A 20,052-nucleotide genomic window follows, 5' to 3' on the forward strand; every position below is an offset into this window, starting at 1 on the left:
AAAAAGTATAAATTACTCCACAGAATAATTCTAAAACTAAATCAATACAATTTAATGAAACACTACATGTTTATTGCTCTTGCAATAATTTCCTTTCAGGGTATTTCTCAGAATTTTTTTCCAAAAATGTCTGTATCTCAAATAGAGTTAAAAACAAACCGATATGACAAAGACACTACGGCTAACGCACTTGTAATCTATGATTATGGTAAAAGCTTTTTTGACAGTGAAACATTTTGGTTAAGGTGTCAAATAGAACAGAAAATTAAGATACTTAGACCAGAAGGTGTCGATAGAGGTCAATATGAAATAAAACTATATAAAGGCAAATCATCAAAGGAAAGAATAAAAAATATTAAGGCAACAACTTATAATTTAGAAAATGGTTCAGTTAAAACGTCTTCACTCAAAAAGGATGCTATCTTCGAAATTGAAGAGGACAAATACACAGTTGTAAAATTCGTTTTACCCGAAGTTAAGGTCGGTTCTATAATTACTGTAAGCTATGAGACTCAATCTCGATTTATTTCTAAATATCAGCCGTGGTATTTTCAGGGTAAAGATCCTGTAATTTACAGTGAATATAACACTAGTATTCCCGGTAATTATCAGTACAATATTAAACTTGTTGGTGAAATACCTTTAGATACAGAAGAAACTGGTATAGAAAAAGAATGTGTTGATTTTGGTTATAACGGTAGCGCAGATTGTAGTATTGCTAAATATGTGATGCGGAACATACCAGCTTATAAACCTGAAGATTTTACAACAACAGCATTAAACTATATGTCGCGTATAGAATATGAACTAAGTGTTATAAAAGGTTTTGATGGCAGTGTTGACAAACTAACTAAGACATGGTCAGATGTAGATAAAGAACTTAGAACAGATAAAGACTTTGGCAAACAAATTAGTAAAAAGAGTTTGGTAAAAAAGGTGTTACCTTCTGAAATTATAAAACTCGAACCAAATATAGAAAAGGCAAAAGCCATTTATAAATTTGTACAAGACAACTATAAATGGAATAAAAAATATAGTAGGTATGATGTCTCAATAAAAAACCTCCTCAAAGAAAAAATTGGAAGTATTTTTGAAATTAATCTACTATTAGAAAACTTGCTCTCTAGTCAAGGTTTTAAAATTTACCCTATTTTAATATCAACACGTTCTAATGGGTTAGCAACTAAAGTGTATCCCGTTCTAACAGATTTTAACTATGTCATTTTAAAAACAACTATTGACGGGAAAGACTACCTTTTAGACGCGACCAACCCTTATTTATCTTTTGGAGAAATTCCGTTTAGAACATTAAACCAATATGGTAGGTTAATGGATTTTGAGGATGGTAGTTATTGGGAAGACATCGTTATTGAAAATAGTTCTTACAGACAACATAGAGTACTTTTAGATGACTTTACATCCGTATCCGTTACAGGCAAAATCGAAAGTAAATTTACTGGTTATCACGCACATAATAGTAAAGAGTCCTATGACAAAAATGCAAATGCTTATAAAGAGAATAAAGCTGAACAATACGAATCCATTGAAGTGACATCTCATGATGTCGTAGACTTCGAAAAAGATAATTACGACTTTAAAGAACTCATAGATTTTGAATTTGAGCCAGAATTTATTGGGAATAAAATTTATCTAAATCCTTTCCTAATAAAATTTTTTGAACAAAATCCATTTAAACTCCAAGAACGAACTTATCCCATTGACTTTGGATATAAGGACACATACTCATACACCATGCTGATAGAACTTGGAAATGATCTTAAAATATTAGAAACTCCAAAAGCGTTAAATATTAAACTACCTAATGACTCCGGTTCATTTACGTTTAATACTAGCATTCAAAATAATATACTTACACTAAATTTCAAAGTAAGCTTTGATAAAGCAGTATACAGTTCTAATTACTATAGCTATTTAAAGACCTTTATGAATAGGGTTGTAGATATCCAAAAAAATGCACTTGTTGTACTAGAGAAATAAGAATAGAATTTTCTTTTTGTATTTTTAAATTATGGAAGCTAATACCAAACATAGCTGGCGAAGCAAACTGCATGAAATCATTTATGAAGCTGATACACCAACAGGCAAAATATTTGATGTTACACTATTAGTGTTAATTATCTTAAGTATTGTGCTTGTAATGCTAGAAAGTGTTTGCGATTCTGGTTGTACATCTGAGTATTTTGGATTAAGTGATAATAGCATTTTAAGTGATTTTGTTAAACTCTTAAATGCACAATTCTTTTACGTTGCAGAATGGGTAGTTACCATATTATTCTCATTAGAATATATTGCAAGAGTTGTTACTGTAAAAAAACCAAGTAAATACGTTTTTAGTTTTTATGGTATAATAGATTTTCTCTCCACTATACCAATGTATTTATCCTTCTTTATAGTAGGTTCTCAGTCTTTAGTAGCGTTAAGAGCATTAAGATTAATGCGTGTATTTAGAATTTTAAAACTAGCACGCTTCATCGGTGAATCTACTAATTTAATTAGAGCATTAAAGGCAAGCAGAGCTAAGATTTCGGTATTCTTACTTTTTGTTTTTGTCTTGTGCATTATTCTTGGTACCATTATGTACCTAATTGAAGGAAATGCTGAAAGTGGTTTTACAAGTATCCCTAAAAGTGTGTACTGGGCAATAGTAACAATGACAACTGTTGGTTATGGTGATATTGCTCCAACTACACCAATTGGGCAGTTTATAGCCTCAATAATTATGATAATGGGTTATAGTATTATCGCTATCCCTACGGGCATAGTATCTTCTGAAATGACAAAAGTAAATAAGCATAAAGTTGATACAAATACGCAATGCTGTGAAAATTGTTTAGCAGAAAATCATCAAGATGATGCTAGATATTGTTACAACTGCGGGCACGAATTGCATCATGACTAAATTTCTTATTTCTATAATAGGTCCTACTGCTATTGGTAAAACAGCTTTAAGTATAAAACTTGCACAGCATTTTAGTACTGAGATTGTTTCTGCAGATTCTAGACAGTTTTTTAAAGAAATGAATATTGGTACTGCTGTACCTGATGAAGGGGAACTCAATGCGGCAACACACCATTTCATTCAACATAAATCTGTCAAAGAAGACTATTCTGTTGGTGATTTTGAAAAAGATGCTATTGCTACCATAAAAGACATTCATTCTAAACATGATGTTGCCATTATGGTTGGTGGTTCTGGTTTATATGTTAAGGCTGTAACCAAAGGATTAGATGATTTTCCAGAAGTTGACTCAAGTATTAGAGAAGAACTGAACCGAATCAATGAAAAAGACGGTTTAAAACCACTTCAAAAACAACTAAAAATATTAGACCCAACTGCATACAATACCATTGCAATTGATAATCCTCAACGACTCACTAGAGCTTTAGAAATATGTATTGGCACCAATAAACCATATTCTTCATTTTTGACCAATCCTGAAAAAACACGCGACTTTGAAACCATGTCAATCGGACTTATTGCGGATAGACCAGTTATTTATGATAGAATTAATCAGCGTGTTGATATAATGGTTGCTAATGGATTAATTGATGAAGTAAAGACACTAGTTGAGTATAAACATTTAAACGCTCTAAACACAGTAGGCTATAAAGAAATCTTTAAATATCTCGAAGGTGAGTGGACTTTAGATTTTGCTATTTCAGAACTCAAAAAGAATACAAGAAGATTTGCTAAACGTCAATTGACATGGTTTCGAAAAGACAACCAAACCAAATGGTTTGATTACGAAACCAATACTGAAGACATCATCAAACACGTTGAAGACCAAATAAAAAATCCGACATAGAAGTCGGATTTTTTAATTTATATATTTAGAAAGAACTAGCTATTAATGACTAACCTAAATCCTTCACCATGAATATTTAAAATTTCAACTTTAGGATCTGGTTTCAAATACTTACGAAGTTTCGCAATGTAAACATCCATACTACGAGACGTAAAGTAATTATCATCTCGCCAGATTTTAGTTAACGCTAACTCTCTAGGCATTAAGTCATTTTCATGTAATGCCAAAAGACGTAATAATTCATTTTCTTTTGGTGATAATTTTGTTGGTTCTCCACCATCAAACTTAAGAAAACGCAATTTTGAGTTTAAATCAAAACGTCCAATTTTAAATTCAAACTGTTTGCTGTCAGCAATAGAATCTGTAGCTTTACGCTGCATAATTGCCTTAATTTTCATTAGAAGAACTTCACTATCAAAAGGCTTGTTTAAATAATCATCAGCACCTACTTTATATCCCTTAAGTACATCTTCTTTCATAGCTTTAGCCGTTAAGAAAATAATAGGTACGTCTGTGTTTTTCTCACGGATTTCTTTAGCTAAAGTAAATCCATCTTTGTAAGGCATCATCACATCTAAAATACATAGATCGTAATCTCCTTTCTTGAATTTTTCAAAGCCTTCCATACCATTTTTGGCATGAACAACATCGTAATCATTCATTATTAAATAATCCTTTAAAACAATTCCAAAATTTGGATCGTCTTCAACCAAAAGAATTTTCTTGTTCTGTTCTTCCATAATTTATTTTTATGATATTAACGGCAATCTTATAATAAAAGTACTGCCTTTTCCTTTTTCACTTTCTACTGTTATATGTCCTTGATGGTCTTCTACAATTCGTTTAACATAAGCCAACCCAAGTCCATGTCCTTTTACATTATGCACATCACCAGTATGTTCTCTATAAAATTTTTCAAACACTCTCTTTGCAACTTGCTTACTCATTCCATTGCCTTGATCAGCAATTTTAAGTATGATATTTGTCCCAACATTCTCAGTGTAAACATCAATCTTTGGCTCATCATCCGAGTATTTTATTGCATTGTCTAACATATTAACGATAACATTAGTAAAATGTGTTTCGTTTGCTAGAACTGATGATTTTACAGCATCAAAATGCGTTTTAATATAACCTTGCCTATTCTCTACAATCAGCTCTACATGAGTTATTGCGTCTTCTACTATGTCGTGTAACTTTAGACGTTCCTTACTAATATTAAGCTCGTTTTTCTCAAGTTTAGAAATACGTAATACATTTTCAACCTGAGCATGCATGCGCTTATTTTCGTCTTTAATCATCTTAAGATAACGCTTTACTTTATCTTCATCTGCAATGATTTTTGGATTTCTTATCGCATCTAAAGCCAAATTAATTGTGGCAATAGGAGTTTTAAACTCGTGCGTCATGTTATTAATAAAATCAGTTTTAATCTGAGATATACGACGTTGCTTAATTAATTGATAAATAGCACTTGAATAGGCAATAATGATTACACCTGTAAATAAAACAGATAAGAAAATCATCCACATCACTGACGAAAACAAATACTTTCGTCTTTCTGGGAAATCGACATACAAAGTATAACCCTCATTATTTGCTCCATCTAATAAAATTGAGATTCCTATAGTGGTATCTGGGTCTTTACTAAAATTTAATGTCTGAATTTTAGTAGCCAAATCCTCATCATAAATAGCGAATTCAAAATTTAAGTCAACACCTTCACTTTCTAATTCTCTTTTGAGTAATGTTGCGACTTGTTTTACAGATATCCTTTTATATATTGGAGTGGTCTCTAACAATGACTCAAATATTTTTTCATACATCTTCTTACTAATGTCAGGAAGATTTGAAAACTCAGTTATACTGCGTTGTGGCTTAATAGCATTGTTGCCATCAACACTAGACTTACTGTAATATTTTGTACTAAGTTCGTTGGTATATTTACTTATATCAATACTGTCTGCATCAATTTCAAAGAACAATGATGGCGGCACCTTAAAGCGCTCTTCTAAAACTGTATTACGGTGTACTATAGTCTGGTCATTGATATCATCTTCTGTTGTGATATACAAGTCTCTTATTATAATAGAATCTGGTTCCTTTTGATTTTGAACATAAGGTTGAATTAAATCTATATACTTCCTTAATTCATAGTCTTTTATGTCCCTAGAAACACGACTTAACGCCCTCGTAACACTTAGCGTAAAATTTTGATCCTCATTCTTTAAACTATTATTTATAAAGAAGGATTGTACAAAAATTATCCCAATAAGAGACAGACTCATTAATACTACCAATAAGATGAATAGCTTCTTGCCCATCATTCAAATTTAACATTTTAACATTTAGGGATTATGATGTTTAACCTTACATTAACAAACTACAATGTATGGTTTATGCAGTTCTTTGCAGTAGTAACTGATGTATTTCTTCTGTCTGTTTTTTTGCGGTATCTAAATCATTATTTTCGATGATAAAATCTGATTTTTTAATTTTCTCATCATCAGATAGTTGATTATTTATAATGGCTTTCACTCTATCTATTGATGAATTATCTCGCTTTACAACACGACCTATCCTTAAATCTTCATCTGCAACAACAGTAATAATAACATCATATTGCCCTTCAAGACCATTTTCAAAAATAATTGCAGCCTCTTTAATGATATACGGAGCATCTTGTTTTTTTAACCAACGTTTAAAATGCGCACCTACTTTAGGATGAACTATGGCATTCATTTTTGATAAAAGTGCCTCATCTGCAAAGATTTTTGATGACAAATAACTTCTATTAAGTTCGTCACCAACATAGGCTTTTTCACCAAACAATTTGACAAGTTTTCTTCTAATAACCTTAGAGCGTTTCATCAGATCCTTGGCTTCTTTGTCCGCTATATATACCGGAATACCCATAGATTTAAAAAACTTACCAATAGTTGTTTTACCACTACCTATTCCACCAGTTAATCCGACAATAATCATACTATAGTTTTATATAATCTATTCGATTCTGTTTAATGATTACTCGTTTAACAAACTCTGGCTTGTTCACAATTTTTGATATCATATAACTTTGATTATCTATAGCTTCGTTGTAATCACATTCCACAACAAAACTCGTTTTATCAATCTTCTTATAGTTATCTAAATCAACATAATAAGAAACTACTATTGTTTTAGGGAAGAAATTTAAGCTTATATCATTAGGCTTATTTATAACTGATACAGGCACTTCTATTTTACCTTCTGTAAAACGTTTAACTTCTGCTTTTATATTAACCACATCCGGAAATATTTCAACATCGGTAGGTTTTACAAGTTTAATATCTTCATCTATGTTATTATTGACATCTTGTTTTCGAAATTGCTCTGAGCTTATAGATTTAATTTTTGAGATATAGCTCATAGCACCAACAACCTTTACACTATCTACGTTTAATTGTATACTTTTAAAAGTATCATAGCCAGAACTAAAACTTATATCTGTATTCAATTCTATAGGAACATATTTTGATGCTCTTTTAGAATATGAAATTGTGAGTGTATCTGGTTTTAAAGATAAAACATTGTAAGATTGACCAAGTTGCGCCTCAATGAGATATTTGTGTTTTTGAACATCGAATATAAAATGATCTGGCCTAGAGACCACATCCTCATTGGCATCTAATACAATAGTCTTAGAGTCTTTAAACAGAAATGGAATTAATGAAAATCCTTTAGCTTCAACAAATGCCTCAATTTCATTTAATGAGTCATTTAATAACATAACTTCATCCTCATAATTTATGAGGTTTGGTTCTAATTTGATTTTTTGCTTATAGTCAGTAGATAATTTTGAAAACACTAAAAAGACAAAGGCAATAGCCAAAAAAATGCTAAACCGCTTTGCATTACGCTTTTTTAAAAATTCTGATATTGATGATTCCTTTTTCAAATTATTTAAGAATTCAAAAGAATAATTTAGGGAACGCTTCTTTTGGCTTTTTTCCTAAAATTACTAGTTTAAAGTAAGATTTTAAAAACCCCAAACCATAACCAGCAAATTGTACCACAATAGCTAAAACTGATTTTACAGCAACAACTATGTTTTTACTCGAAATAAAAGCTAAACAAAAAGCTATAACAAAATACAAAATATAGCCATATAACAACCAAGGTATATTAACAACTAAGAGTACCATAGAAAACATTAAACCTACCAAAAAACATGTTGGAAACCAATACACCATACTTTTAGACTCTGGATGCCATTGATTTAATATAGGTCTTACTTTACCAAATTTATTAACCTGATTAAAAAACTTAGACCAAGAAATACGACGTTTATGGAAGACATATGCCTTATTAATCAGTGTCGTTTTATAACCTAATTTATGCAGTCTTAATGATAAATCAGGATCTTCTCCAGGATGGATTTTGCCAAAACCACCAGAATCTAAAAACGCTTTTTTTGAAATCCCCATATTAAAACTTCTTGGCTGAAAATCTTCAACCTGGTTATCGCCTCCTCTTATTCCGCCTGTAGTTATAAAAGAGGTCATAGAAAAGCTAATCGCCTTTTGCAAGCTAGAAAAAGAAGGATGGGCTGCATCCGGACCACCAAAGCAATCATAATATGTTTTTGATAAGAATGAATTTATATTAATCAGATAATTACTTGGTAAAATAACATCTGAATCTAGAATGATAAAATAATTACCTTTTGCCACACGCATGCCAAAATTCCTTGAATCACCCGGTCCGGAATTATCCTTATAATAGTAAGCAACATTTAACTTAGACTTGTAAGAAATTATCACATTTTCTGAACTAAGCTCAGAGCCATCTTCCACAATTACAATTTCGAATTGAAAATTTCCTTCGAGCTCACAAAAACTATCCAAAAGTTCTTTAATTTCTTGAGGTCTATTGTAAACAGGTATGATAAAAGAAAATTCTAATGGTATCATTAGAACAAAAGTAAATAAACAAAATACAAAAGCCACCTAAAAGGTGGCTTTTGATAACTTATATAAAGTTTTGGTTATTGCTTAATAACTTTTACTGTTTTAGTAATACTAGAAATTGTTACCGCTACAAAGTAAGCACCAGATTGTAATCTAGTCATATCAATCTCACCATTTACATTGTTTGGTTGCGCTTTAAGAACAGCTTGACCTAACATATTATAAACAGTAACATTATCAATAGTATTCTGAGCTCTTAATGATAACATATTGTTTACTGGATTTGGACCAATCTTTAAGTGATTAGGATCAAACTCATCTACAGACAAAGAAGCACCTTCTGTAATATTTAGATGTTGATTTGCATTTACATTAAAAAATACGTCTTCTAAACCACTAAGCCATTTAACTTTAACGTAATCTACGGTTGTTGCAGGGCCTAGACCAAAAAACTCAGTACCTGAATTTTGAGACAAGTAACCTTCCCCTAACAATGTATAGCGATTTTGTATTTCACCGTTTATAGAAATTTCTATAAATGATCCGATACCTTGTTTATTACTTACAGTACCTTCTAAACTAACACCCAACCAATTATTGACAAAATTGGTATTATTCTTCCACAAAAATATGTTGTTGTGACTGATGTTATTGACAACTATATCCGGAAAGCCATCATTATCTATATCGCCTAATGCATTTCCATGACTTGATGCAAAATCACCCGGAACTGCGCTGTTATTAAGTGTAAATGTACCATTATCATTATTGATATAAAATGCTGAAGACAACTGATTTGATATTATACCATTATTTTCACCACTCACATATAAGTCCAAATCTTTATCATTATCTGCATCAATAAAAATAGCACTCCAAGATGTACTATTATAAGTTACATTATAACTTTGAGCCATATCAGTAAAAGTACCATCACCATTATTAACAAAAAGTACATTCCCCTGTGGTTCATTAGTAATATACATATCTAGCCAACCATCATTATTTAAATCTTCCACCGTCACCGACATAGCATCTATACTAATGTTAGTACCCGTTATGGCGCCCACCTCCGTGAAGGTCCCATCACCATTGTTTCTATACATTAAATTAGGTACAACAGTCTTATCATTTGATACATAGATATCTTGATCACCGTCATTATCATAATCTAAAAAAGCAGCACATAAAGTCATATAACCAGTTGTTAATAAACCTGCTTGATTGTTAACTAAGGTAAATGTTTTATCGCCATTATTCTTATATAAAATATTAGGTATGCTATTATCTCTTACACAAATAAAAACATCCAAAAACCCATCATTATTATAATCACCCCACGATGCACCATAATATGGAAAATTATCAGGTAACATTCCAGAAGAAGAAGTAATGTCTTGCATTATCATATTGCCTGTATTCTCATACAATCTATTTCCAGAACTGGCGGAAGTTACGAACAAATCATTATCACCATCATTATCTATATCTACCCAATTAATTTGTTTGTTTTCTAAAACATTATTTGGAATATTGATATTGTGCGAGATAAAATTCCCATTAAAATTTTTAAAAAAATGTATAGGATCACCGTCAGCAGATGCTATAGTAATATCATCCCATCCATCCTTATCATAATCATAAAAACTAATGCCGTTACCTAAAAAGGTGTAACCACAAGTTACAGAAATACCTAAATCTTGAGCCTTCTCAACAAAGCTCACTTGCGCAGAGGCCATACTGCCTACAAAAAAAATTAAAATCAAAAACCTCATAATCCTGATATCATAACTAGAAAGATATTCATTTTTTCACAAAAAAAAAAGCCGCTTCGCAGCGGCTTTTAAAAATTATCTTAAACTAAGCCTATTGCTTAATTATTCTAATAGTTTTAGTTATGCTAGAAATGGTTACTTCTACGAAGTATGCACCAGATTCTAATCTTGACATATCTAACTCACCATTAACAGCATTAGGTTGCGTCTGTAAGACCGCTTGACCTAACATGTTATATACAGTTACATTTTCTATTGCGTTCTGTGCATTTAAAGTAAGCATATCGTTTACAGGGTTTGGATAGTAAGTAAATGCCGCTTCTCTCTCTAAGTCATCAACACCTAGAGTAACTACAACATCTACATCCATATCCACAGTTACACCCCAAGAACCATTATAACAAGGGTTTGGAGTAGCCTGCCCACTATCAGCAGTTCCAATTCTCATTCTGTGCGTACCTAACGTCGCTGCAGCTAATGTAAATGACGCATCGAATGTTGTTGGATTGTCAGCGGTAGACATACCATCAAAAACTTGCTCAGTAGCTTCAAATACAAAGTCATCATTAAAGTCTATCCAAACATTAACATCATAAGTATAGCCTGTTTCAAACGTAATTTGTAAGTTGGTTGTACCATCTTGAAGAATTTCTACTGGGGAACCAATAAAGTTTTCGTATGATACAGCAGTACCTACAAAATCAGTAGTTCCTATTTGTACATTGGTAATACCATTTCCATCAATACTTGAAGGCACAGATTCACAATGTCCTGCATTAAAAGTAAACGGTCCTGCCCAAATACTAGTATCACCTCCACCACAATCTGACTGTACATATAAGTCATAAACTGAATCTGTCATTAAACCAGTAGCTGTTGCAGTTAAATCTACAGTACTTCCACTATCAACAACACTAACACCTTGACCACTACCTGTAGGCACAACTTCCCAGTTATATCCTATTGGTGCAGTACCACTTGATGGTGCAACCCATGAAATATCAGCCGAACCAGCTGGACCATATTGAGCAGCTAAACCAGTAGGCTCAAAACAAGAAGGTGCAGTACCAACACAAACATCAAAAGTAGTTTGAGCTGTAAAGTCAACACTTGATGACCATCCATATACTCTTACATAATACGTATTACCAATAGTTAGTCCTGTTAAGTCTAATGAGTTAGGATCACTTGTTGCTGTAAATACTAGAGCACCACATCCACCTGTACCATCATATACACCTATTCCCATATCAGTAGAAGTAGGACCTCCTGGTGCATCTGTAACATTTTCTAGCGATACTCTGTGCTCTGCACTAGTTGCTACAAATGTAAACCATACATCATTATTTGGAGTACCACTAACATCATCTGCTTGAGGTGACGCCGTTGCTTCTACCGTAGTTCCTGGTGTTACTACGCCACAACCATAATCAGGATTAACTGTAAGTGCTATTGCATCCTCACACTCGTCATTTGAAGGTGGACAAGCAGGATCATAAGTGCCTAATACTCTGTCACAATCCGTATCACTTTCGTGTACTAAAGTAATTTCTACTGGCGCACCAAGTGCGAAAGGTCCAACAGTAACAACACCTAAGGCGTTTACACCTGTAGTTGCAGCTACACCAGCGTCATTTGCAATGGAAATTGCAGCAGAATCACCTAAACTAGTTACATCTACATCTAATGAGAATTGGGAATTCGCACAGTCAAGTACTACAGCAACTGTTGCTTCCGCAGCGATACATGCAGGAGGTTCGTTAAAACTAACATCGTCAATAGCTATATCGTCGGCAAAATCGCCAGGAGTTGGTTCAGAGAATGTAAATCTCGCTTGAGCTGGACCAGTAAAGGTTAAACCTGACAAATCAATGACTCTTAATTCCCATCCGTTGGTGTTAGTATTATAAGTATTCATTAAATTCCATGCTGCACCGTCCCAAACCTCTACATCTAATTGAGAGTTTGCATCCGTACCTGCATCACTAATTTCATAAAATGTTAATGTTGGTGAAGTTAAACCACTAACATCAACTAATCTAGTTGTTAAGAACGAAGGACCATTATCACCACTAGCATCAACAACTGCATAATATCCGTCAGAAGCTGTGTTACCAGACAACGTTCCGCCAGACCCAACATTATTTGGTCCTGTTAGATTAAATAACCAATCTTCTCCACCACCCATTGACCAACAAGTAGGGATTGCACCAGCATTTTCAAAGTCTTGCGTATATGGTGCTGCTATTGGGTCACATGCTGTCGTAAATACAAAAGGTCCTATCCAGTCACTATCAACAGCTCCACCAAAACAAGAAGATCTGTAATATACGTAATATTCAGTCTCTGACGTTAAAGGTGAAAGTGTAGCAGTAGGATTTGTTGTTACAGATGTTGCGCCATCTTCCTCCATATTTCCTGGAGTAAAATCTGCACCAGCTTTCCACTCTACATCCCAATCCGTTGCAGATCCATTTTCAGTCCAAGTTAAAATAGCACTTGTATTAGAAACAAAATCTCCTACCATATCTGACGGGTTAGAACATAATATCGCTTCAATACAAATTTCTGATGTACCTGTCGTTGGTCCTGAATCTTTAAAAACTGCTAAATAATAGGTATTACCTGGAGTTAAACCTCCCACTTCATGAGAAGCAGCACCTGGGTTATTACAAACCACTTCTGTACCACCACATGAATCTAAAACCACTATTTCATTAGAATCAGAAGTATTTACAAATACTGCACCTGTAAATGGAGCTTCAAAAGAAAACCATAAACCAGTATTTGTTTGCCAACCTTGAGCACAAGACCCTGGTTCACCAAGATCAAATGCATCAGTATAATCCATAGTGTACGGCGTTTCAGTAGAACAATCTTCAACTACTGTTAAATCAATTGGCGCAGCACATGTCTCACCTAATGAAGGTTGTGTCCAAGTAACCTTAATCCAGTTACTAGTGTCACCACCACCACAATCTGCTTGTACATAAAAGTCATATGTTTCACCAGCAGTTAACATTGTTAAATCAACTGTTGGTGTTGTCGCCACAGACCCAGTTGTCCCAGTACCTTGCGTAAAACCAGTTACACCGTATTCATAATTCCAAGCTGTTTCAGCAGATGGTCCTGCTGACCATGAAATTGTAGCCTCTGTTAATGATGTTGCATTTGCGGATAAACCACCAGGTACAATACAAGACGGTAACTCATCAATCATAAAATCATCTATTGCAATATCATCATAAAAATCGCTAGATGTTGGCTCTGTAAATGTATATCTTACTTGTGCATCACCTGTAAAAGTTAGTCCTGATAAATCTAATGTTTGAAGTTCCCAACCTGTAGTATTAGTATTATATGTTGCAACTAAATTCCATGCAGCTCCATCCCAAACATCTACGTCTAATTGAGAATTAGCATTACCTTCATTATCACTTATAATGTAAAAAGATAAAGAAGGAGTTGTTAGACCAGAAACATCTACTAATGGACTTAATAAAATCGCATCTGCATCAGTACCTGACGCATCTACGTACCCATAATAACCACCAGAAGCAGTACTTCCTGTAATATCACCCGCATTACCTACATGATCACCACCATCATCAGCAAACACCCAGTTCTCAGCACCTGTATCAACTGACCAACACAATGGAGCAGCACCAGCATTTTCAAAATCTTGAGAATAAGGTGCCGTGAACGTAACACATTCAGTAGAAAAGGCAAACGGTCCTGCCCAGGCTGATACTGGACCACCACAATCTGCCTGTACATAGTACTCGTAGTCATTTGCAGGAGCTAAACTCATTACTGTATATGGATTTGTAACACCTGTTTCTGTTGCTGTACCTGTTGCTGTACCACCAGCTGTAATATCTACCAATTCAATATTCCATGCTGCTGCAGAGCCATTTTCTGTCCATGTTAATTCTGCAGATGTCGCTCCGACAACTCCAGTACCTAATGCTGAAGGAGTAGGACAAGCTTGCGTGATACCACCTAATATAACATTTGGTATAAACGCAGCTGTACCTGTTGCAGCAGGAGGTGCTACAGGATCAGGGTTGGTATTATCATTTCTATACCAAATAGATCTATCATTCGCTACTGCCGAACAATAAAAATCATCATCGAAGGTATCCCATCCAGCGGTATTTTCATCTACAACAACTAACAGGTTATCGGTATTGTTGTACGTAAACGGAGTATCAAACGTTACTGTGATCCATCCTGGACCTGCTGGTGTACCAAGTGTACCCGCATAAACTTGTGTTAAACCTGCATTATCTACCCAATCCGTTCCATTATCAAATTGTGTTTTAGTAGTATGAGCCATCCATACCACAATATCCTGAGTATTGGTCAAAGTAGACGTACCACTAAAATACCATTGTATAGAAGTGATATCACCACCTGCATTTACCTCCGATTGTAAGTAAATTGATTGCGAATAGGTGTAACCAAAATAGGCCTCTATGGGCACTGCTTGTGCCTCATTTGTTCCAGCACCAATAGTCACCTGAGCGTAAGACAATAATGCGCATAAGAAACTCATTATTGAAATCGTAATTTTCTTCATAAAAAACTATAAGTTTAAGTTAGTAATTCTTTAAAAATATGTTAATTCTTTAGAAGACCGCTATTGTCATTACACTAATCGATAAATGGTAATAATATTCGTTAAAAAAAGTTAAAAAAAAATGCTATTAACAGGTTATAAACAAAATAACCACCTACAGTGAGGTGGTTTATTTATTCAATTGTTGTAAGGTTATTCTTTATCTATAAATGCATCCATTACCGCATCACTTACTCCCATATTACTGAAACCACCATCATTGTATAAGTTTTGCAATGTCACACGTCTAGTTAAATCACTAAATAAGGTTACTGTGTAATTGGCACAATCCATTGCTGTAGCGTTACCTAATGGTGACATCTTCTCTGCATAAGCTATAAAACCGTCAAAACCTTTTACACCACTACCTGCTGTTGTTGGTGTTGGTGATTGCGAAATTGTATTGACTCTTACATTCTTATCTCTACCGAAGAAATACCCAAAACTACGTGCTATACTTTCTAGATACGCTTTGTTATCTGCCATATCGTTATAATCTGGAAATACACGCTGTGCGGCCATATAGGTTAAGGCAACAATACTACCCCATTCATTCATTGCATCTGCCTTATACAAAGTTTGCATTACCTTATGAAATGACATTGCCGAAACATCGGTTCCCTTTTGTGTCCAATCGTATTTTTGATCCGTATACGCTCTCCCCTTTCTTACATTAATAGACATACCTATTGAATGCAAAACGAAATCTAATTTACCACCTAAAATTTCCATAGATTTTTCTACTAAATTCTGGAGATCTTCTTCTGAGGTAGCATCCGCAGGAATGATTTGAGAGCCTGTCTTTTCTGCCAGTGCATTAATTTGCCCCATGCGCATTGCAACAGGCGCGTTAGTAAGCACAAATTCACCACCTTCTTCATGCACACGCTCAGCAGTTTTCCATGCAATTGAGTTTTCGTCTAATGCACCAAATATAATTCCTTTTTTACCTTTTAATAAATTATACATTGTATCTATTTTTAGTCAGTTTTGTTTGAATTAGGCTTCAAATATACTATTTAATTATAGATTCCTGCCGCTGTAATATTGACAATTAATTGAGTAATTGTTTTGCATGCGCCAATGCAGACTCAGTAACATTTAAGCCACCGAGCATTTGAGCAATTTCCACGATGCGTTCATCTTCATTTAATTGTTTAAGATTGGTGTGTGTTGTATCATCACTATCGGTTTTGTACACCTTAAAATGCATACTACCTTTAGAAGCAATTTGAGGTAAATGTGTAATTGCAAAAACTTGCATTCTACTACTCATTTGTTTCATAATACTTCCCATTTTATGAGAAATCTCACCTGAAACCCCAGTATCAATTTCATCAAACATTATAGATGGTAATTGAATATACTCGGCTAAAATCGCTTTTATTGCTAACATAATTCTTGAAAGCTCACCACCAGAAGCTGACTTTTTAAGCTCATTAAAACTTGAACCTCTATTAGCCATAAATAAAAACTGAAGTTCATCAGTCCCATTTGATAAGAAACGTTCAATTGATTGTAATTTAATTTTAAATTTAGCATTAGGCATTCCTAAGTCAATAAGCATGGCCTCAAGCTTTTTAATAAGTTTAGGTACAATACGCCTTCTTTTCTCGCCAATTATTGAAGCTAACTCGGTTAAATTTTTCTTTGAAGTTGCTATTTCAATTTCCTTCAAAGCAATATCGTCATCTAAACTTTCTGTATTTGAAACCTTAGTTTCGAGGTTAGCTTTAATTACTATTAATTCTTCAACTAAAGATACAGAATGCTTCTGCATTAAATTATTAATGGTTTGAAGTGTATTGCTTACGCGTTCTAGCTCTTGTGGATCAGTAATTAAACTATCTTCTAGATTATCTAATTCTGAAGAAATATCATTGAGTTCTATATTGACACTTGATACTCTGTCGTACAGTGTTTCATAAATTTTACCAAATGCGGTGAGCTTAGTCAACTCTTGTTGAATCATATTTAATTGATCCATTACTCCAACATCTTCAGTGTTGAGTATTGCTTTTGTTGCATTCAACTTCTCTCCTATTAATTCAACATTATTTAAACTTTCGTAAGTTTCTTCAAGTTCTTCTAGTCGAATAGTTTCTAATTTAACTTCTTCTAATTCCTTTAACAAGTATAAATTATAATCATACTCTTTAATCAATTCAGATTTAGCCTTAATCAGATGTTCTAATTCCTTTTCAAGTGATTTAAATTGTAATAACTGTGTTGAATATTGTTGTAAATCTTCTGAATTATTTGCTAAGGCATCTAAAACCTTAAATTGGTAATCATCCTTTGTTAACTCTTGCGTTTGATGCTGAGAATGGATATCAATGAGATGATTGCTCAATTTTGATAAATCATCTAAGGTTACCGGAGTATCATTAATAAATGCTCTTGACTTACCCGATGGTGAAATTTCTCTTCTAATAATAGTTTGCACTTCATAGTCTAAATCTAAAGTTTCAAACAAACGTTTTAGATTGTAATTAGCTATATCAAAGGTAGCTTCAATTATACATTTATAATCTTTACTTTTTACTTGAGATAAGTCTGCTCTTTTTCCAAGAACCAATGATAATCCACCAAGTAAAATTGACTTTCCGGCACCTGTTTCGCCAGTAATTATGGTTAATCCGTTTTTGAAACTAACATTTAATTCGTCAATAAGTGCGTAATTCTTTATGTATAATGACGTCAGCAATATTATTAAGATTTATAAATACAAAAATATTGAATCTAGGTAAAGTATGGACTCAAATAACAAAGATAAATATGGATATTTTAAAACTTAATGTTTCGCCATTTTTGCGAATGCATAGGCGCTATGCGGTTTAGAATATCTAAAGCTTCAGTAATGTTAACGCTGGGACCGCCAGACAATATATCCATGATTTCATCAGATTTGGCATCAAAAAAGACACGTAATACAAATGAATTTGGACGTCTTCTATGTACCTTTTGCAATTCCGAAAGCGATGCAATAATAGCTTCCTTTCCTTTCTTTATGTTATCGCTCATCAAATCTAAGGCCTCTATATGATACACATACATTGTTGATCTTACTTCTTCAAAAGTTGGCGATAAAAGGTTATCAATTAATGCAAATCTCGATTGTAATCCATCCTCAAGTTTCCAGCCTTGACCATTTAATTGTTGGGAATAATTTGCTATTGTCTGTGCTTGTGCAAAATATTCATCTCCACCATTTAATGAAAACGTATCGGCATCCATAGCCAAAATCATATACACATGAAATGATAAGACAGATATTAAATTTGACTCAAATTGCTGAGGATTATACACTAAATTTTGAAACTCTAAATATTGAAAATTAAAGTCCCTATCGTTGTAGTTATAAACTGGTGAACTGTATGTAGAATTAAAAATTGGTCGAGAAGATGAAACCTGTAACGTAGCATTAAACGCATCATTCTCGTAATTACTAACATTAATTACCATACTACAATTAATACGTTCTTCTGCTTTAAAGGTCTTTTCAGTCCACTTTGTATTATTTATAAACTCATTAAGCTGTTTTTCTAATGTCTTAAAAACAACATTATTATCATTACCTGTTTGCTGCGCAATTACACTAACTGTGCAGTTAAGCTCTTGAGACAAAAGCAATGTTGGAAATAAAAACCCTAATAAAAATAGTACTTTACGCATTAGATTGTTTTATAATCTGTTTCATTAAGTCCTTAGCAACCTCTGACTTTGACTTAAGCTCTTGATGAATAACTTCATTTGAAGCCGTTATAAATGTAACTTTATTTGTCGATACTCCAAAACCAGCACCTTTATCTCTTAGCGAATTTAAAACGATCAAATCTAAGTTTTTTGACTTTAATTTCCCTTTAGCATGTTCTAACTCATTATCTGTTTCGAGAGCAAAACCAACTAAAAATTGATTTGTTTTAATTTCACCAAGTGATTTTAAAATATCCTTTGTTTTTTCTAATTCAATACTAAACGTAGATTCTTTCTTCTTTATTTTCTGTTGAGCTACAATTTTTGGTTTATAATCTGCTACTGCTGCAGAAAGTATAGCAATATCAGAAGTATTATAGTGCTCATGAACTTCATTATACATTTCTTCAGCACTAACTACTGGCTTTACTGCTACTAATGAATGATTAATTTTTTGATGTGTAGGACCAGTCACCAAAGTAACCTCAGCACCTAAATTTGCAGCAGCGTAAGCTATTTCAAATCCCATTTTACCACTTGAGTGATTACCTATAAAACGCACAGGATCGATTGCTTCGTAGGTTGGACCGGCAGTTATTAAAATCATTTTTCCTCTTAAAGGTAATTGATCTAAAATATCATTCTCTATGAAAGCAATAATATCTTCTGGCTCTGCCATGCGGCCTTCACCAACCAATCCGCTTGCCAACTCACCAGTGCCAGCTGGAATCATTTTATCACCAAAGCTGATTAATTTCTCAAAGGATGTTTTTGTAGACTGGTGTTTATACATGTCCAAGTCCATTGCAGGTGCAAAATACACCGGACACTTTGCAGATAAATACGTTGCTAAAAGTATATTATCACAAACACCATTAGCCATTTTTGCCATAGTATTTGCAGTCGCTGGGGCTATTACAAAATAGTCCGCCCAAAGCCCCAAATCAACATGGTTATTCCAAACCTGGTTATCGTCCTCTTCATCAACAAATGACGAGTATACAGGATTTTTTGAAAGTGTAGATAATGTAAGTGGTGTAATAAAGTCTTTTGAAGCAGGCGTCATAACAACTTTAACGCTAGCGCCTGCTTTAATAAATAATCTTACTAAACTTGCAGATTTATATGCGGCAATACCGGCAGTAATGCCCAATAAAATGTTTTTGTCTTTTAGTACAGACATT

At 33.5% G+C, this 20,052-nt stretch carries 14 protein-coding genes; 3 read left to right on the forward strand and 11 right to left on the reverse strand.

The window, feature by feature from the left end; translation table 11 throughout:
- Positions 1 to 54: 54 nt before the first annotated feature.
- Genes HRU50_RS04660 through miaA form a run of 3 tightly spaced genes read left to right on the forward strand, consistent with a single transcriptional unit; the run spans position 55 to position 3,827 of the window.
- Complete coding sequence (locus tag HRU50_RS04660; protein WP_296348664.1) at positions 55 to 1,998, forward strand: DUF3857 domain-containing protein; 1,944 nt, start codon at positions 55 to 57, stop codon at positions 1,996 to 1,998.
- 31 nt (positions 1,999 to 2,029) lie between these two features.
- A complete protein-coding gene (locus tag HRU50_RS04665; RefSeq protein ID WP_296348666.1) occupies positions 2,030 to 2,920 on the forward strand; it encodes an ion transporter in 891 nt (296 codons plus the stop codon).
- A complete protein-coding gene (gene miaA / locus HRU50_RS04670) occupies positions 2,913 to 3,827 on the forward strand; it encodes a tRNA (adenosine(37)-N6)-dimethylallyltransferase MiaA (RefSeq protein ID WP_296348668.1) in 915 nt (304 codons plus the stop codon). The genes HRU50_RS04665 and miaA overlap by 8 nt, the downstream gene beginning before the upstream one ends.
- Positions 3,828 to 3,862: 35 nt before the next feature.
- Here the strand turns inward: miaA and HRU50_RS04675 are convergent, their stop codons facing one another.
- The 11 genes from HRU50_RS04675 to coaBC form a co-directional block, all read right to left on the reverse strand.
- Positions 3,863 to 4,567: a response regulator transcription factor gene (locus tag HRU50_RS04675; RefSeq protein WP_296348670.1), complete on the reverse strand. Its 705-nt coding sequence runs from the start codon at positions 4,565 to 4,567 to the stop codon at positions 3,863 to 3,865.
- 9 nt (positions 4,568 to 4,576) lie between these two features.
- Positions 4,577 to 6,154 carry a HAMP domain-containing sensor histidine kinase gene (locus HRU50_RS04680; RefSeq protein ID WP_366927342.1) on the reverse strand — a complete coding sequence of 526 codons (1,578 nt, stop codon included), beginning with the start codon at positions 6,152 to 6,154 and terminating at the stop codon, positions 4,577 to 4,579.
- A 70-nt stretch (positions 6,155 to 6,224) separates the two neighbouring features.
- Positions 6,225 to 6,812, reverse strand: coding sequence for a dephospho-CoA kinase (coaE, locus tag HRU50_RS04685; protein WP_296348672.1), 588 nt, complete (start codon positions 6,810 to 6,812; stop codon positions 6,225 to 6,227).
- Between the two features lies 1 nt (position 6,813).
- Positions 6,814 to 7,764 carry a hypothetical protein gene (locus HRU50_RS04690; RefSeq protein WP_296348674.1) on the reverse strand — a complete coding sequence of 317 codons (951 nt, stop codon included), beginning with the start codon at positions 7,762 to 7,764 and terminating at the stop codon, positions 6,814 to 6,816.
- 13 nt (positions 7,765 to 7,777) lie between these two features.
- A complete protein-coding gene (locus HRU50_RS04695; protein ID WP_296348676.1) occupies positions 7,778 to 8,779 on the reverse strand; it encodes a glycosyltransferase in 1,002 nt (333 codons plus the stop codon).
- A gap of 74 nt (positions 8,780 to 8,853) precedes the next feature.
- A complete protein-coding gene (locus HRU50_RS04700; protein WP_296348678.1) occupies positions 8,854 to 10,542 on the reverse strand; it encodes an FG-GAP-like repeat-containing protein in 1,689 nt (562 codons plus the stop codon).
- A 100-nt stretch (positions 10,543 to 10,642) separates the two neighbouring features.
- Complete coding sequence (locus tag HRU50_RS04705) at positions 10,643 to 15,133, reverse strand: T9SS type A sorting domain-containing protein (protein ID WP_296348680.1); 4,491 nt, start codon at positions 15,131 to 15,133, stop codon at positions 10,643 to 10,645.
- Between the two features lie 192 nt (positions 15,134 to 15,325).
- Complete coding sequence (locus tag HRU50_RS04710; protein ID WP_296348681.1) at positions 15,326 to 16,141, reverse strand: SDR family oxidoreductase; 816 nt, start codon at positions 16,139 to 16,141, stop codon at positions 15,326 to 15,328.
- 85 nt (positions 16,142 to 16,226) lie between these two features.
- Positions 16,227 to 17,879 (reverse strand): DNA repair protein RecN, encoded by a 1,653-nt coding sequence (gene recN / locus HRU50_RS04715; protein ID WP_296348683.1) that lies wholly within the window; start codon positions 17,877 to 17,879, stop codon positions 16,227 to 16,229.
- A gap of 80 nt (positions 17,880 to 17,959) precedes the next feature.
- The gene (locus HRU50_RS04720) at positions 17,960 to 18,847 is read right to left on the reverse strand and encodes a DUF4835 family protein (protein ID WP_296348685.1); all 888 of its coding nucleotides are present in this window, start codon (positions 18,845 to 18,847) and stop codon (positions 17,960 to 17,962) included.
- The gene (gene coaBC / locus HRU50_RS04725) at positions 18,840 to 20,051 is read right to left on the reverse strand and encodes a bifunctional phosphopantothenoylcysteine decarboxylase/phosphopantothenate--cysteine ligase CoaBC (protein ID WP_296348688.1); all 1,212 of its coding nucleotides are present in this window, start codon (positions 20,049 to 20,051) and stop codon (positions 18,840 to 18,842) included. Before coaBC ends, HRU50_RS04720 begins: the two co-directional genes overlap by 8 nt.
- Position 20,052: the final 1 nt, after the last annotated feature.

Source organism: Winogradskyella sp. (genome assembly GCF_013213835.1).
In the GTDB taxonomy this organism is placed as follows: Bacteria; Bacteroidota; Bacteroidia; order Flavobacteriales; family Flavobacteriaceae; genus Winogradskyella.